12 protein-coding genes are annotated in these 17,055 nt (G+C 54.0%); 7 read left to right on the top strand and 5 right to left on the bottom strand.

Annotated features, from left to right (window positions below; genetic code table 11):
* The first annotated feature begins 25 nt into the window (after positions 1-25).
* The 5 genes from SPI6313_RS02365 (at position 26) to SPI6313_RS02345 (ending at position 6,954) form a co-directional block, all read left to right on the top strand.
* The gene (locus SPI6313_RS02365) at positions 26-2,515 is read left to right on the top strand and encodes an HD family phosphohydrolase (protein WP_245788542.1); all 2,490 of its coding nucleotides are present in this window, start codon (positions 26-28) and stop codon (positions 2,513-2,515) included.
* Positions 2,516-2,857: 342 nt separating this feature from the next.
* A complete protein-coding gene (locus tag SPI6313_RS02360) occupies positions 2,858-3,241 on the top strand; it encodes a DUF3119 family protein (RefSeq protein WP_072619545.1) in 384 nt (127 codons plus the stop codon).
* A 105-nt stretch (positions 3,242-3,346) separates the two neighbouring features.
* The gene (locus SPI6313_RS02355; RefSeq protein ID WP_072619544.1) at positions 3,347-4,609 is read left to right on the top strand and encodes a DUF3086 domain-containing protein; all 1,263 of its coding nucleotides are present in this window, start codon (positions 3,347-3,349) and stop codon (positions 4,607-4,609) included.
* 105 nt (positions 4,610-4,714) lie between these two features.
* Positions 4,715-5,830 carry an ABC transporter ATP-binding protein gene (locus SPI6313_RS02350; RefSeq protein ID WP_072619543.1) on the top strand — a complete coding sequence of 372 codons (1,116 nt, stop codon included), beginning with the start codon at positions 4,715-4,717 and terminating at the stop codon, positions 5,828-5,830.
* 32 nt (positions 5,831-5,862) lie between these two features.
* A complete protein-coding gene (locus SPI6313_RS02345; protein ID WP_072619542.1) occupies positions 5,863-6,954 on the top strand; it encodes an ABC transporter substrate-binding protein in 1,092 nt (363 codons plus the stop codon).
* A 145-nt stretch (positions 6,955-7,099) separates the two neighbouring features.
* On the opposite strand, the gene SPI6313_RS02340 is transcribed toward SPI6313_RS02345, so the two are convergent.
* A complete protein-coding gene (locus SPI6313_RS02340) occupies positions 7,100-10,051 on the bottom strand; it encodes an ATP-binding protein (RefSeq protein ID WP_084668856.1) in 2,952 nt (983 codons plus the stop codon).
* Positions 10,052-10,926: 875 nt separating this feature from the next.
* Here SPI6313_RS02340 and SPI6313_RS02330 point away from each other — a divergent pair.
* Positions 10,927-11,922 (top strand): Npun_R2821/Npun_R2822 family protein, encoded by a 996-nt coding sequence (locus SPI6313_RS02330; RefSeq protein WP_072619540.1) that lies wholly within the window; start codon positions 10,927-10,929, stop codon positions 11,920-11,922.
* 120 nt (positions 11,923-12,042) lie between these two features.
* Complete coding sequence (locus tag SPI6313_RS02325) at positions 12,043-12,963, top strand: Npun_R2821/Npun_R2822 family protein (RefSeq protein ID WP_072619539.1); 921 nt, start codon at positions 12,043-12,045, stop codon at positions 12,961-12,963.
* Between the two features lie 239 nt (positions 12,964-13,202).
* Here the strand turns inward: SPI6313_RS02325 and rpe are convergent, their stop codons facing one another.
* The 4 genes from rpe to SPI6313_RS02305 form a co-directional block, all read right to left on the bottom strand.
* Entirely contained in the window at positions 13,203-13,904 is a 702-nt protein-coding gene (rpe, locus tag SPI6313_RS02320) for a ribulose-phosphate 3-epimerase (RefSeq protein ID WP_072619538.1), read from the bottom strand.
* A 150-nt stretch (positions 13,905-14,054) separates the two neighbouring features.
* Positions 14,055-15,101 carry a c-type heme family protein gene (locus tag SPI6313_RS02315; RefSeq protein ID WP_072619537.1) on the bottom strand — a complete coding sequence of 349 codons (1,047 nt, stop codon included), beginning with the start codon at positions 15,099-15,101 and terminating at the stop codon, positions 14,055-14,057.
* A 198-nt stretch (positions 15,102-15,299) separates the two neighbouring features.
* Positions 15,300-16,148 carry a metal ABC transporter permease gene (locus tag SPI6313_RS02310; RefSeq protein ID WP_072619536.1) on the bottom strand — a complete coding sequence of 283 codons (849 nt, stop codon included), beginning with the start codon at positions 16,146-16,148 and terminating at the stop codon, positions 15,300-15,302.
* Between the two features lie 120 nt (positions 16,149-16,268).
* Positions 16,269-17,042, bottom strand: coding sequence for a metal ABC transporter ATP-binding protein (locus tag SPI6313_RS02305; protein WP_072622963.1), 774 nt, complete (start codon positions 17,040-17,042; stop codon positions 16,269-16,271).
* Between the last annotated feature and the right edge of the window lie 13 nt (positions 17,043-17,055).

Genomic DNA, 17,055 nt, shown 5'->3' with positions numbered 1-17,055 from the left:
TCCTACTGAGGTTTTAGTAGTCCCCATGAACCCACTACACAGTCTTCAACAACGTCTCACCCACTGGTTACACCCGCCCCACCCCGCCCGGCGACTGGAATCGAAACCCACCATTCCCCACTCGATCATGGTGCTTTTCATTGGCATTTCCCTCACCAGTGTGCTGGGGTATCGCTTCTACAACCAGCCGCAACTCAAAGAAGGAACCCGCGCCCCCAAAAGTGTTTGGGCCAGCCATGATGCCGAAGTGGTGGATCAAGAATTGACCGATGAACAGCGCAAAGCCGCCCAAGCTGGGTTAGTCCAAGTGCTACAGATTGATCCTGCCGTCAACCAAGAGATTCAGACCGCCCTCGAAAAGTTCTTGACCGAGGTGGAAACCTTGCGGGCCACGGCGGGCGCGTTTCCCTTTGTGGAAGAGGATGTTCTGTCCTTGCCAACCCAACGGTTTTTACGGGCGAGTAGTGCGGTGGATTGGCAGATGGTGCTGTCCTCCGTCACCCAGTCCACCGAGACCGAAGCAGAAGCCATAGCTGAACCGGTTTCCAGCCCCAGCCCGGCCTTACCGCGCCTGCGTCAGGTGCTTTCCTTGAGTGCGGGTGAGTCAATGCCTCAACCCCAAGCGGCCCTAGCGCCGAGCAATGCCTCGCGGAGTTTAGCGATGCAGCAAGCGATCGCTGAACTCGACCTCTACCGCCAACAGGAGGGCGATCAACCGATCGAAACCCTGCTGAAAACCATTGCAGTGGTGCGCGATAGCTATCGCCAAGCCCAAAATCGCCTCCAAAGCAATGAAGTCGATTCTGTTCAATACGACTATCAGGTGACCCTCCTCGATATGCGCGATCAAGCCTGGGTGGAAACCCAAGACGGACTTCGCATCATTGTTAATCGGATGCTGGCCCAAGGCCTTCCCCCCGGCCTGCCGGCGGAATTGAAACAAAACGCCATTATGGTGCAGTCCCAAACAATGCTGCCCGATGGCACGTTACCCCTGGCCACGGCGCTGCTGGCGGAGATGATTAAACCCAACTTGACCACGGATAAAGGGGAAACCAAACGCCTCGCTGAACAAGCCGCCGAAGCGGTGGAGCCGGTGGTGTATATGGTGGCGCAGGGGGAATTGATTGTGCGGGCGGGCCAGGAGATTACACGGCGTGAGTTTGTCTTGCTTGATGAATTTAACGAGAGTCGGCGCGGCGTTGATTGGCAGGGCTTGGCGCAAACGGGCGGCCTCGTGGTGGGTAGTATGGGGATTTTCTGGCTGGCGAAGCGGCGGTTTGGGGTGCGGCTTCGCTGTCGCGATCGCATTCTCCTCTGTTTGCTCAGCCTCAGTACGCCTTTAATGATGCATTTGCAGCAGAATAATCTCGCGGCCGTGGGGCTGTTGGGCAGTAGTTTCTTTAGTCCGGCCCTGGCGGTCACCCACATTACCCTGATGACAGGGTTATCCATTTTCAGCGCCACCCCTTGGACAACAGCGGCGTTGATGTCCTGGGAATCGATTTTAGCTGGGGCAGCGGGGGGGATTGTGGCGGCTGTGGTGGCGGGTCGGTTGCGATCGCGCGAAGAACTGGCCCTCCTCGGCGGTGCTGTCGGCCTCACCCAAGGCACGGTTTACTTTGTGGTCACCTTGATGTGGAGTTCCACCGCTGGGGTGATTTGGTCGGTGATTTTGCCGGCTGCGGCTATTTTTGGCCTCTCAGGGTTGGCCTGGTGCATCGTTGCCCTCGGTCTGTCGCCCTATCTCGAACGCCTTTTTGACCTCGTTACCCCCATTCGTTTGGCGGAACTCTCGAACCCCAATCGCCCCCTCTTGAAACGTCTGTCCACCGAGGCCCCCGGCACATTCCAGCACACGCTGTTTGTGGCGACCCTCGCCGAAGCGGCGGCCCGTGAACTGCATTGCAATGTGGAATTGGTGCGGGCGGGGACGCTTTACCATGACATCGGGAAAATGCACGATCCCCTCGGTTTTATTGAAAACCAGATGGGTGGCCCCAATAAGCACGATGAAATTAATGATCCCTGGTGTAGTGCCACGATTATTAAAAAACACGTCAGCGAAGGGTTAGCGATCGCCCGTCGCTACAATCTCCCCGAAGCCCTGCAAGACTTCATCCCGGAACACCAAGGCACGATTTTGATCTCGTATTTTTACTTTCAAGCCAAGCAACGGGCCCAAAGTGAAGGCATCGATGTAGAAGAAGCCCAATTTCGCTATGCGGGGCCGATCCCCCAATCGCGGGAAACGGGGATCGTGATGCTGGCCGATGCCTGCGAAGCGGCGTTGCGATCGCTCAAAGATGCCACCCCAGAAACCGCCCTCAGCATGGTGAAGAAAATTTTCCGGGCCCGCTGGCAAGATCATCAACTGGATGAATCGGGGCTGCGCTGGGAAGAACTGCCGACGATCGCAGAAGTGTTTGTGCGTGTTTGGCAACAGTACAACCACCAACGCATCGCCTACCCGAAAGCCGCCCTCGACCCCCAACCCTCCCAATCCTCCGCCTAGTGCCGTAACACAGCCAAAACAAGGCTTGATGGTAGTGGACTGTTTCAGCTAAAGCTGTGGATTAGAAAATCGCTGAAATCCTCTACAATGCAAAAAAACATCAAAATTCTATTGCATCACCTTAGTTAAAACAGTCCAGCAGGGTGGGTTAGGCGGCTCAAGATCCGCCAGGAACTTCAGTTCTTGGCTCAGAGCGAAAGTGGGCTGATGCCCACTGTGTAGCCCGTGTGTGATGCGATGAGGGGCGATCGCGGCAAATCGCAGGGGAGGCGATCGCGAACCGCTACAATAAATCACAACTTCACCCAAACGCGATCTGCTGATCACATTTCCTTGGCCCCAATGACCCAAACCTCCATCCCCACTCGCCCCGATCTTGAACTCACCCCCAGCTATGCCTTGCCGATCGCCATTTTTCTTGGTGCGATTCCCCTGTACTTTGTCTCACTGTGGGCGGGGGGAATTGTGGAAGTCTTTAGCCTGTTCTTGATCATCCAAGCCGCCACGATTCGCCTCCGATTTACTGCGATCGCCTTGGATGTGTATCGTTCGGGGACGTTGATCCGGAATTTTCCCTATGCCGATTGGCAAAATTGGCGGGTTTTTTGGCCAGGATTGCCCATTTTGTTTTACTTTCGGGAAGTGAACAGTATTCACTTTTTGCCGATGCTCTTTAATCCAGAGCAACTCTTACGCTGCTTAGAACCATTACCGAGAGTGGATTGAGCGACATTGGCACGGGACTGAACCGGCGATCGCCTCAGCCGTGCTCTCAACCAATGTTTTAACGTGCTGTGCTGCAACGGCTGCCCCTTTTGTTTGAACCCAACCATGACTGCTGACGAAACGCCCATTTCTGACCCGAATTTGCCCGCAAACTCCGAAGATTCCCGTGATTTGCAACCCCTGCCAGAATTGACCCCTGGGGGCGCGAAACCCCTGCCCAATTTGAGCGATCGCCCCACCTCGACGGCAGAATCTGACCCGTCGAACCGGGGCGACTCCGCCCCCCCGGAAGACCCTGAAACGCCATCGGTGGCCCTCGAAGCGATGTATGAGGACAGCGACGATTCCCAAGACGCTCACCCCGAAGCGATCGCTGCCGCCGAAGCCCGCGTCACTGAACTCACCGCCCAAGCCGACAATCTCCAGAGCCAGATCGCCGCGTTGACCCAGGAGGTGAGCGATCTCGAAGCCCGCCGCGATGCCCGTTTAGCCGATGCAGACAAGAGCGTGCCGGAATTGTTGATGGCGCTGGTGCAGGACACCTTGGGCAATTTAGCCACTCAAAAAGAGCAGTTAACCGCTGAGGTGGCGAAGTTGGAGCAGCGGCGCGATCGCATCAACACCGAAATGCGCAAAACCTTCACCGGCACATCCGAAGAAATCGCCATCCGCCTCCAAGGGTTTAAAAATTACCTGATGGGCAGTCTCCAAGACCTAGCCGCCGCCACGGAGCAGATTGATTTGCCAGAGCCGAAGGTGGTGCGCGTCCCCACTCCCCCCGCCGAAACCCGACCCGCCGACACCGAAGCCCCCACCCCCCAATTCACCAAACAACGCTACCAAGACCAACGCCGCCGCATCACCAGCATTCTCGACCAATACCGCACCATGCCCGACTACTACGGGCCGCCGTGGCAACTGCGCCGTACCTTTGAGCCGATCCACGCCGATCGCCTCCAGGATTGGTTTTTCAAGCAGGGCGGCCGCGGTGTGATTCGCTCCCTGGGGAGTCGGTTACAAAATGTTTTGGTCGCATCGGCGGCGATCGCTATTCTGCGCCAACTGTACGGCGATCGCCTCCAAATTCTCGTCCTCGCCAACACCCCCGAACGCCTCGGCGAATGGCGCAGAGGCCTGCAAGACTGCCTCGGCATCTCCCGCAGCGACTACGGTCCAACGCGGGGCGTGGCCCTCTTTGAAGCCCCCGAAGCCCTGATTCAAAAAGCCGAACGCCTCGTGGAAATGAAGCAACTCCCCTTGATCGTCATCGACGAAACCGAAGATGTGATCAACCTCGCCCTCTTGCAATTCCCCCTCTGGCTCGCCTTCGCCCCCGACCCCAACCAACCCACCAGCTACGTCTATTAACAATCGGCATCGGTGGATCAACCCCGTCATCCCTGTCTCTACGAGCCTGCGGGGAGAGCTTGCTACAATAGCGAACAGTCACAACCCTGCGACGGATTATCAACTATGACCGCTCCCGTCCTCACCTCTGCCGATGCGATCGCTGCATCCCCCCAGTCCCACCCCTACGACATTGAACTGCGGCAACTGACCAAGCAATTTGACCGCGAGGTGGTGATTAATGGGGTGGATTTGCAGATTCGGCCGGGGGAGTTTTTCTGTATTTTGGGGCCGTCGGGCTGTGGCAAAACGACGCTGCTGAGGCTGTTGGCGGGGTTTGAAACGCCGACGGGGGGCGAGGTGGTGATTCAGGGGCAGGTGATGAACCGTGTGCCGCCCTATCGTCGCCCGGTGAATACGGTGTTTCAGAGTTATGCTCTGTTTAATCATTTGACGGTGGCGGATAATGTGGCCTTTGGGTTGCGGGTGAAACGGCTGCCCAAGGATGAGGTGCGCGATCGCGTTGCCACGGCCCTGCAAGGGGTACGGATGGAAGGCTTTGCGACACGCTATCCCCAGCAATTATCCGGCGGTCAACGGCAACGGGTGGCCCTAGCGCGGGCGTTGGTGAACGAGCCGACGGTGATTTTGCTCGATGAACCCTTGGGGGCGTTGGATTTGAAACTGCGCAAGGAAATGCAGGTGGAATTGTCCCGCTTGCATCAAGAGGTGGGGTTAACCTTTGTGATGGTGACCCATGACCAAGAGGAGGCCCTGTCGCTGTCCGATCGCATCGCGGTGGTACGAGCGGGGCAAATTGAGCAGGTGGGGACACCGAGCGAGATTTACGAACGGCCCCGGACAACGTTTGTGGCGGATTTTATCGGGGATACGAATTTTTTTCAGGGCGATGGGCAACAGGTGGAGGGCGATCGCATCACGCTCCAAACCCCCACCGGCCTCACCCTCCACAGTTACGGCAGCCCCGACACCCAAACCCTCTGCATCCGCCCAGAAAAAATTCACCTCAGCCCCACCCCCTTAGCGGTGGACAATGCCTTCAGCGGTCGTCTTCGCCATGTGATGTATCTCGGCACCCATGTCCAAGTGGTGATCGAACTCGACCAGACGGGCGATCGCCTGCGTGTGCTCCAACCCAACAGCACCGGCCTTGATCTGCAATTGGATACACCCATTTATTTGGGATGGACAGCGGCCGACTGTCTCGCCTTAGTTGAATAGTTAAATTAATCGCCGCCGTTCCCCTGACCCCTATGCCCACGTCGCGCCGTCAATTTCTCTCCACCTCAGCGGCTACGCTGTCGAGTTTGGCCCTCTCTGGCTGTGGTTGGACGCTCGCCAGTGTCAACGCCAAACCAGTGTCCACCGCCACCGATGAACTCTACCTCTACACCTGGGCGGGCTATACCGATGATGACCTGCTTGATCGCTTCCAGGAAATCACGGGGATTCGGGCCGTGGCGGATGTGTTCGACTCCAACGAGGCAATGCTCGCCCGGCTCCAGGCCAGCGGCGGCGGTGGCTACAGCATTATTTATCCCTCGGACTATATGGTGCAAAAAATGGTGGAGTTGGATTTTCTCCAAGCCCTCGACCCCAGCCAATTGATCGGGATGAACCGCCTGTTTGACCGCTTCCAAGATCCCCGCTATGATCCCAGCAATCGCCACAGTGTGCCCCTGAGTTGGGGAACTTCCGGGATTATCTACAATCGCGCCCTCCTGGATGACCATCCCCAGGATTGGGACTATTTTTGGACGCATCAAGACCAGTTACATAAACGGATCACCCTGCTGAATGATGCGCGGGAGGTGATGGGGGCGACGTTGCGATCGCTCGGTTTTTCCTACAATTCCAGCAATCCGGCCGAACTTCGCGCCGCCTACGAAAAATTACAGCAACTCAAGCCTGCGATCGCCGCCTTTAGTTCCGATGCCTGGCGCAATCAAATGCTCACCGGAGATCTCCTCGCCGCCATGTGCTACTCCTCCGATGCCAATGAAGTCATGGCGGAAAATCCGGATCTTGAATATGTCCTCCCCCTGAGTGGGTCGAGTCTCTTCATCGATACCCTCGCCATCCCCCGCACCGCCCCCAACGTTCCCGGAGCCTACGCCTGGATTAATTTCATGCTCCAGCCCGATGTGGCCGCTGAAATCTGCAAACGCCTCAGTTTTGCTGTCCCCAACGAAGTCGCCTTCGAGATGCTCCCCGCCAAACTCAGGGACAATCAAAGCCTGTTTCCCCCCGATCCGGCGATCGGTCGCTGCGAGGGATTAATCCCCGTGGATGACACCACCAGCGAACTGTACGATCGCTACTGGACGCGCCTCACGAGTAGTTAATATAGCAATCAACAAGGGCATTAGGACAGGCAAGGGGCTTAAGCCCCTTGTTCCAGAGTCTCTGAATGTCCTAACTGCTCTGGCTAGTGTGATAAATGTCCCCTCTGACCTGCCCAGGATCAGGCGGGTATCAGCGATCGCACCCTTAGGACGCGGCCAGTCCTGACGATTGCAGCGCCTGGGGTTGGGCGGTGTTTTGGGGATGGGTGGGAATTTCAATCACAAAGGTGGTTCCTTGGCCGGGTTCAGATTGACACCAGAGGTGGCCGCCATGTTTTTCGACGACGATTTGATAGCTGATCGAGAGTCCGAGACCTGTGCCTTTGCCCACGCCCTTGGTGGTAAAAAAGGCATTGAACAGTTGATCCTGAATGGTTTTGGGAATGCCGACACCGTTATCGCTGATTTCGATGCGAATCCAGTGGGGGGCGATGACTTGGGTGGTAATTGTGATCGTCTGGGGGTTTTTGGCGAGATCGGCATAGGTGCGATCGCCCTGGGTTTCTTCAAAGGCATCGAGAGCATTGGCGAAGAGATTCATAAACACCTGATTCATCTGCCCGGCGTAGCATTCCACCGGCGGCAATGAGCCATAATTGCGCACCACGGCAATGACGGGACGGTCGGCGGTGGCTTTGAGTCGATTCCCCAAAATCATCAGGGTGCTGTCGATGCCTTCATGAATATTCACTGGCTTACAGTCGGATTCATCCACCCGTGAGAAGACCCGCAGCGAGAGGACGATCTGACGGATGCGATCGGTTCCCACTTGCATCGAGGTTAAAAGCTTGGGCAGGTCGTCTTGAATAAAGTCTAATTCGATGGAGTCGATGAGGTCGGCAATGGCGGGGCTGCCTTGGGGAAATTCCTGTTGATAGAGGTCGATCAGTTCGAGGAGATCGGAAACATAGGTGTGGGCGTGGCTGATGTTGCCGTGGATGAAGTTCACCGGATTGTTGATCTCGTGGGCAACCCCGGCGACGAGTTGACCCAGGCTGGACATTTTTTCCGTTTGGACGAGTTGACCCTGGGCCCGCTGGAGGGTGCGGAGGGCTTCGGAAAGTTCGGCGGTGCGTTGTTCAACGCGCATTTCGAGATCGTGGGTGAGCTTTTGGAGTTGGGCTTGGGCGGTTTGGCGATCGCGAATTTCGCCCTGGAGTTGTTCGTTTTGCTTGTCTAATTCCGCTTCGGCCAGTTCCCGACTTTCCTCACTCAACACCAGCCACCAAGCCCCCATCCCCGCCACCACCAGCAGCAGCATAAACGCATTCACAAAGGCATGACCCACGCTAGTCGCCGGGTTCGGAGCCACAAACACATAGACCAACCCCATGATCGTGCCGATACTGCCACCGAGGAGGGTAAAAATTCCCACAAAGCGCACAATCCGCACCCCAAGCTGAGGCTGGATCTTGCCCCGAAACGCGATCTCTGCAATCTGGTGAGTCCAGTTGGCGTGGCCGTGGTCGGGAGTTTTGCAGGCATCGTGGCAATGGGCATCGAGGCTACAACAGAGGGAACAGATCGGCCCGTCATAGACCGGACAAAAGGCCGTGTCGGCCACTTCATACTCTTGGCTGCAAACGATACATTCCAGCAGAGCATCGGAGACGGTGTTGAGGCGGATCGTGTTTTCGCGGGCGATGTAGTAGCGGCCTTTGGTGAGCCAGGCAATGATCGGCGCGAGGGTGAAGGCAATGCCTAGGGCGAGGAAGGGTGCGAAGGCGCGGGCGAAGGGGCCAAACGCGCCCACAAAGGCAAGGATGGAAATCAGGGATGCGATCGCGGTCGAGCCAAAGCCGACGGGGTTGATGTTGTAGAGATAGGCCCGTTTGAATTCGATATAGGAGGGGCTGAGTTTGAGGGGTTTATTGATCACGAGATCCGCCACGAGAGCGCCCACCCAGGCGATCGCCACATTGGAATACAGCCCCAAAACCGCCTCTAGGGTGGAAAACACGCCCAACTCCATCAGCATCAGGGCGATCGCCACGTTGAACACCAACCACACCACCCGCCCCGGATGGGAATGGGTCAAGCGCGAGAAAAAATTCGACCAAGCCAACGATCCCGCGTAGGCATTGGTGACGTTGATTTTAATCTGCGACACAATCACGAACACCGTGCCCACCGTCAGCACCACCGCCGGATTGTCAAACATATAGTGAAACCCGGCGAGGTACATTTGGACGGGTTCTTTGGCTTGAGCGATCGCAATCCCCTGGGAAATCGCCAATGACGCGAGAAACGCCCCGCCCAACTGCTTGCCCACCCCCAAGACAATCCAACCCGGCCCCGCCGTAATCACCGCCAGCCACCACTGCACCCGATTATTCTCCCCCTGATCCGGCAAAAACCGGAGATAATCCACCTGCTCCCCCAACTGGGCAATCAACGAAAACGACACCGTCGCCGCCGCCCCAAACAACAGCGGATCGAACCCCGCCCCACTCGGTGAATTCCCCGCAAAATGTATCCAATTCGTCAATGCGTCCGGCTCTTTCGCCAACACAAATCCGTAGGGCGCGATCATCAAAAATAACCAGAGCGGTTGCGTCCACAACTGCAATTGATTAATCAGCGTCACCCCATAAAAAACGAGGGGAATAATAATAACTGAACAGAGAATATATCCTAGCCATAATGGCAGCCCAAAATATAACTGAATCGCCTGGGCCATAATCGCCGCTTCGAGGGCAAAAAAGATAAAGGTAAACGACGCATAAATCAGCGAGGTAATCGTGGAGCCGATATAGCCAAACCCCGCCCCCCGCGTCAGTAAATCCATGTCAATGTTGTATTTCGCCGCGTAATAGGCGATGGGAATTCCCGCCAAAAAGATCAACGCTCCGACGACAAGAATCGCCCAAAATGAATTAGAAAACCCATAATTAATCGCCAAAGATCCGCCGATCGCTTCGAGGGCGAGAAATGAAATCCCCCCCAATGCCGTATTGGCGACTAAGAGTTCCGACCATTTCCGAAAAGATTTCGGCGCATAACGGAGGGAATAGTCTTCTAGGGTTTCATTGGCGACCCAAGTATTGTAGTCGCGCCGTTCTTTAACAATTCGACGGGTGGACGATGCGGTGTTCATACTCTGAAAAAAAGAATGATTGGAGTATTGTGTAGCAAAGTATACTAATTCATCTTGCTAATAGGGAAATGACTGTACCCTATGATAGTTCAAGAATTCAAAATCACCATTGTAAGATTTCACAAACACTTGAATCGTTTCTTAACTATTTTGTTTCTGGATGGTGCAGCCGATTCAGAAATAATCGAATCGGCGGATCGGCCTTCAACGTCCCTCGCCTGCGTTGGGGAGAGAATTTTAGGGTGGGGGCAATGGGTTAAGCCATGGATGAACAAGCTGTAACCCTGATTGACTGACAAAACTTTGGAAATCCTTACCCCCTGGGTGTTTCAGCGATCACCCTAGCAAGCAAGCATAACCAAGGACTGGTAAGGCTTTTGCCGATCTGTACTCAACACCGAGATGGCTCAAGATCAGGGGCATCCAATTCTCTAACGCTAAACCCCTTTCCTGGTAAGGGGTTTCGGGATTCAAACATGATCTTTTGTCAGTCAATCAGGCTGTAACCTGTTTGGATTGAACCGGATTGATGGTTGTGGCCTTGAGTACAGGACAAAGGTTGCAATTACGACAAAATCTGAAGTCTGAATCCCAGCGGGCAAGATGCCCGCACGACAGAAAATGAATGTTGAAGGGAGTGGGAGCATCCTGCTCCCTGTATTTTTCTAAATCCCAGCGGGCAAGCTTGTCTAAATCCCAGCGGGCAAGCTTGTCTAAATCCCAGCGGGCAAGATGCCCGCACTACAGAAGATGAATTTTGGTGGAGCCTGTTGGGGTTCGCGATGACTCGACCTAGCCGACGAAATGCACGCCTCCCTGTCAAGGGAAAGAGTGCGATCGCGTACACTGAAAACCGTACGCCACCCGAAATTACCATGACTGACGGGATTTACACCTTGGCCAATGATGCGGTTTTGGATCAATTGATCGCATTTCTCAATAGTGTGGAAGCCAACGCGGGCGACTATCCCGTTGCGGTGTTCGCCTACGACGACAACACAGCACAAGTGGCGGCGGAAATTGCCCACCGTCCCAACGTGACCCTCTTGGATGATCCGGCGTTGTTCGAGGCGTGGGAAACGTTTTCGTTGGCGGTGTGGCAGACTCATCCGACCGCGTTGGCCCAGTGGCGGCAGCAAGGGATCAAAGGGGTGCGACGTTTGGGGGCGAATCATCGCTATGCGGCGTTTGATGAGGCGGCTCCGTTTGAGCGGTTTATTTATTTTGATGCGGATGTGGTGGTGCTCAATTCCGTGGATTTCATTTTCCAGCAGTTGGATCATAGCGATACGGTGATTTACGATTTTCAATTTAAAGATCCAACCCATATTTACACCGTTGAATCACCGAAATTAACGGAATTGTTCAGCCCGGAGCGGTTGGAGTATGAGATTTTTTGTTCGGGCTTTTTTGCCTCCCATCGGGGCTTTTTTGCTGCCGAGGAACGAGCCTGGATTGTCGAGCAATTAGCCACGGGAGACGCGGAGGTACTCTATCCCCGCGCCCCGAATCAGTCGCTGTTGAACTACATGATGATGCGATCGCGCAAATCAATCTACAATTTTGCGCGGGAATTACCAACAGAACAAAGTACAGGTTGCGCAGTGACTTCAACCCATTTTGAGGAGCGCGATCGCCTCGTGTTTGATCACGGCAATTGCCTCACGTTTTTGCACTACATCGGCGTGGGTGCGTCTACGTTTGCGCGTCTCTGTGCCGGGGAAAATCTCGATTGCCCCTATCGTGACACTTTTTTAACCTATCGCTTTCTTCATCATCCTGACCAGCGCCCCCAGTTTCGCGGCAAACCTAAACCCCTCAATCCCTCACCGAGTCTATTTAAACGAGTTGCCCAGAAGCTCGGATTGTAGGATATTGGGGCTGATCTAAACCTCCGGATCACCTTCTCAATCTATCAATATTTGACCGAACAGTAAACGAGTGCATCAACTCCCTTAAACGCTTAATCGTCACCCTCACCACAAGCAACAATGCGCGGTATTTATATTACAGCCAACGATAAATTCACCGAACAAGCGATCGCGCTCCTCAACAGTATTCGTCACTATGATCCCGATGTGTCGATTACCCTGATTCCCTACGACGAAAACTATCACGAGGTAGCGGCCCTTTTAAAGGAACAGTATGGCGTGAAGGTCTATGCTGATCTCGCCTTTATTGAGCGGCTATCACAAAAACTCTATGACATTTTTGGGGCAGGTTTTTTCGCCCGACCGAATCAATTTCGGAAACAAGCCTGTTGGTTTGGCGAATATGATGAATTTCTCTACATCGATACAGATATTGTCGTTTTTGAAGCCATTGCCCAAAATTTAGACGCATTGCAAACCTACGACTTTCTCTGTTGTGACTATCAACATCGGGGCGGCATTGGTAATGTTTTTTCGCCAAAAATATTCAGCGATGGGGTGCTGGTAGAGCGCGATCGCGCCAGTCTTTTCAATGGCGGTTGGTGGGCCGCGAAAAAAAATCTTCTCTCTGAGCAGGATCTCTACGACACCTTTGCCGAATGTGCCGCCCATCCGGACTATTTCGACTTTTCCCAAAAAACTTCCGACCAGCCGATCATCAACTACATGATCCTCAAACGAATCCCCCCAGAACGACGCTTTAACCTCGTCAATCGTCCCGGCGGTGCGCCCGGCAGTTGGGCGGGAAGTCCCCAATTTGTCCCCCTCGGTGATGATGCCCTCGCCGATCCCAACTGCGACGGTCAACGCTTGCAATATCTCCACTGGGCGGGGATTCGGATCACGCCCGGCTGTCCCTATTGGCGAATTTGGAAACATTACCGCTATCTCCACAGCGATGCGATCCCCGCCGATCCCCCCCCACCGCCTCCCCCTTCGTGGGTTGAGCAAGTCAAACGCCGAGTTCGCCGCTTGTTTTAGCCTAGATTATTCATCAGGCAGGCGAAACGCTTGCACTACGGTATTCCTCGTTATGCTCGGTAGTGCGGACATCTTGCCCGCTATGGGATGAAATTGAGCTTTTTATCGTGCTTTTTCGCAATTTTTAAATCAGCGTTATGAATAATCTAGGTTAGAGCCGTGCCGCCACAGAAAAAGGAGCGCGATCGCGCCCCTTGCATTTCGTTTAGAGTGATGTCCTATCGTGAAATTCTTAAACCCTAGGCAGTGACGAGTTCCGGAGTACCCGCCGGGCGCTTGCTGTTGCGCACCCCTTCGATCGCCGCTGCATAATCCGGAGCTTTGAAAACCGCAGAACCCGCCACGATCGCATTCGCCCCCGCTTCGAGCACCTGCCAGGTGTTGTTCGGCTTCAGACCGCCATCCACTTCAATCCAGGGGTCAAGACCGCGCTCATCGCACATTTTGCGCAGATCGCGAATTTTCGGCAACACCGCAGGAATGAAGCTCTGACCGCCAAACCCAGGGTTAACGCTCATGATCAGCACCAAATCGCAGAGTTCGAGCACATGCTCAATCAGCACCAACGGCGTAGAAGGATTCAGCACTACACCGGCTTGCTTACCCAATTCGCGGATTTGGCCGAGAGTGCGGTGGAGGTGGGGCGAGGCGTTGTGCTCAGCGTGGACGGAAATGATATCCGCGCCCGCTTTGGCGAAGTCCGCCACATATTTTTCCGGCTCGACGATCATCAAATGCACATCTAAGGGCTTTTCGGTGTGGGGGCGCACCGCTTCGACGATCAGCGGGCCAATCGTAATATTGGGAACGAACCGACCATCCATGACATCAACATGAATCCAGTCAGCCCCAGCCGCATCAACGGCGCGGATTTCCTCGCCGAGACGGCCAAAGTCAGCGGACAGAATGGACGGGGAAACAACAGTTTGTTTTTGAGTCATGGTGTGGCTCTTCCTCTAAGTGACGGTGCAAATCTTTGGTATCTAGAGTAACAAAATTTAACGATCTTTCATAAAGAATTTATATTTTTGGGGGTAATAATCGCGATTGGGGTGATTTAATCCGGGTCTGAGTCCGGCGGTGTTTGGCGGTTAATTCTGCGATCGCAGAATTAACCGCTTCACCGCATCGAGGCTTAACCCCCCCCTTGTTGCAGACGGCTCTACCTGGTTAATGCTGTTTTGGAGTTGCACCAATAAATCCTGCTCCCGTGAGGCAATCACCCGCGCCATCCGTTGAAAAATCCGCGCCAACTGCCCCAACTCATCACCACTCCCAGAGATGCGATCGAGGCTGACTAAATCCTGAGCTTGCACCAGTTCAGAACTCGAAACAAGATCCGGCTGGCTTAACTGAGTCGCCACCCGTGCCATTGGTCGAATTGGTTCTAACACCAACTGCCTTAAAAGACGATTTAAAATCAGCAATGTGATCCCGAAAATCACCATGAAAATCAAGATCGTGACCAAGGTATTTCGCTGTGCTTCCCATAGTACTTGTTGCGCTGGAACATAGATGATTTGAGTGGCAATAATATCCCCCAATTCCCAAAAAAAACCGCGCTCCGGGCCGTAGGTTTTAATTAAATTTTTTGGGGCAACATCTGGCGTACTATGGCAGATTAAACAGTTAGGATTGGTCAGTTTTAAAGGATGCGCCACATAGTATAAGGACTGGTCATTTAGCTCCCGAAATCCATGTAATTCTACCAAGTCTGGATTTTGTTCAAACGTACTCACCAGTGCTGTTTCAAATTCATCGGCTTGGTCGCGAGGATTGGTGGGGTTGGGGGCAGCATCTTTGTAGAGGTAGTCTTTAAAGGCTTCCTGTTCTCGAAAGGATTCAAACACTTGGCGCACCACATAACTCGGTACGGTTTCTGGTGTGAATTCCGGGGTGGTGTCGAGTTCCTCTTTGAGGAGGGGACGAATATTATCGGCGTATTCATCACGCAGGGCATTGAGGGTGTTAATTAACGTCACAGATTGTTCTGTGACCATCCGCTGCGCACTTTGGCTTTGCAGGTGAGACAGTACGCCATAACTCAACACGCTCCCGCATAAAAAAATTAATCCGAGAATGATTGTGAATTTTGAACTGAGTTTTAGACGTTTTCGATCGATGGGAAATTTAAACATGGGGAAGAGGGCGATCGCTCGACTGTAGAAAACGTGGGCTATGAATCGAGAGCTACAGTTCAGAACAGTGCAGAACCAACAATGTTCACCATCGTGCCAAACTCTCTTCCCAAGTGTAAGCGTTCTTCTTGCAAACGGCAGGGATCAGGTGCTGGCATGATCACGCCGTGAAGGGCAGCGATCGCACCCGCGTGAACCTTACGCCCGATGGCCGGTGAGCAGACCTTGACTGGGGCTAAAGAGAAAGGCGAGGAAAAAGAGACCCGTGGCCACCAGCACGATCGCAGGCCCAGAGGGGAGGTTATAAAAGTAACTTAAATACATACCGCTAATGCTCGAAAAAATGCCCAATCCAACCCCCAAAAACATCATGTGATGGAGGCGAGTGACGAGGAGATAGGCCGTTGCAGGCGGGGTAATTAACAAGGCCAAAACCATGATCACCCCTACGGCTTTGAGGCTGGCAACAATGGTCATGCCGATAAGCACCATGAGGCTAAAGTCGAGGAATTTCACGGGCAACCCGACGGCTTGAGCGCCCAATTTATCAAAGGTGTAAAAGAGTAATTCTTTGTAAAGTAAAACGACACTGATGATCACTAAAATGGCAATGATTAAGGTATCGCGTACATCGGCACTGGTTACACCGAGAATATTACCAAATAGGAAATGATTAAGGTCGATTTTGTTGTTTTTTTGAATGAGGGTAATTAGGGTGATGCCGAGGGCGAAAAAGGCGGAAAGAACGATCCCCATGGCGGCATCTTCTTTGATTTGCGATCGCGTCCGAATCAGATTGATTAATACGGTACTGAGTACCCCAGCAATGAAGGCTCCAATGAACAAATTTACCCCTAACCAAAAGGCGATCGCTAACCCCGGCAATACGGAATGACTAATCGCATCCCCCAGCAGGGCTAACCGCTGCACCATCAAGTAACTGCCGACGATCGCGCAGATAATTCCGACAATCACCGCCACAATTAGCGATCGCTGCATAAATCCATAGGTGAGGGGCAGCCAGAGGGCTTCAAAAAACGGTTGCATAGATGGAGATTTCGTAGGGTGGGCATTGCCCACGGGATTCAGAGGGTCAGCGTTACAGGGTGTAGGGAGGGAGCGCGATCGCATCACGGTTAAGGTGGATTTAATGCGGAACGATCAGACTTACGCCGCGAAGGGTTGCGCCCCATCGAAAAACATCACTTGGCCACTGTAAGCCCGCTTCAGGGTTTGATCATTAAACACTTGGGGGCGGGGGCCAGCGGCGATTAAGTCCCGATTGAGGATGATTAAATCATTAAATTCTGTAATGGATTCGCCTAGATCATGATTGACCACGAGCACCGTTTTACCGGCGGCGGCGAGTTCGGCGAAAATTTCAAAAATAATCGTTTCAGTCTTTTGATCCACGCCCACAAAGGGTTCATCAAAACAAAAAATAGCGGCGGCTTGGGCGAGCGATCGCGCTAAAAACACCCGCTGTTGCTGTCCGCCGGAGAGTTGTCCGAGGGGGCGATCGCGCAACTTAAGCAGATCCACCCGTTCGAGGGCTGCCCGCGCCGCTTGGCGACTGACGGGCGAAAACCGCTGAAACCAGCCCGTTTGCCGCACCCGTCCCATCAACACCACATCCCACACGGTCACGGGATAGCTCCAATCAATTTGGCTCCGTTGGGGCACATAGGCCACGTGGGCGAGTTGCTGTTTTAAGGGTTTGCCGTTGTAGTCAATCCGTCCGGAACTGGTGGGAATCAGGCCGAGCATGGCTTTGAGGAGACTACTTTTCCCGGCTCCGTTGGGGCCGATGATGCCGGTAACTCGGCCGGGGAGCACATCAAGGGTAATGTCTCGGAGGGCTTCGACGCTGCGATAGCGGACAGCGAGGTGCTGAATGGATAGGGTGCGATCGGCGGTTGGGAGGGGTAAGGCGTGATCCATAGGGAGTTTGGCA

The sequence above is a fragment of the Spirulina major PCC 6313 genome, from assembly GCF_001890765.1.
In the GTDB taxonomy this organism is placed as follows: Bacteria; Cyanobacteriota; Cyanobacteriia; order Cyanobacteriales; family Spirulinaceae; genus Spirulina; species Spirulina major.
The sequence above is the reverse complement of the archived record's forward strand: the minus strand, read 5'-3'. Positions and strand labels throughout refer to the sequence as shown.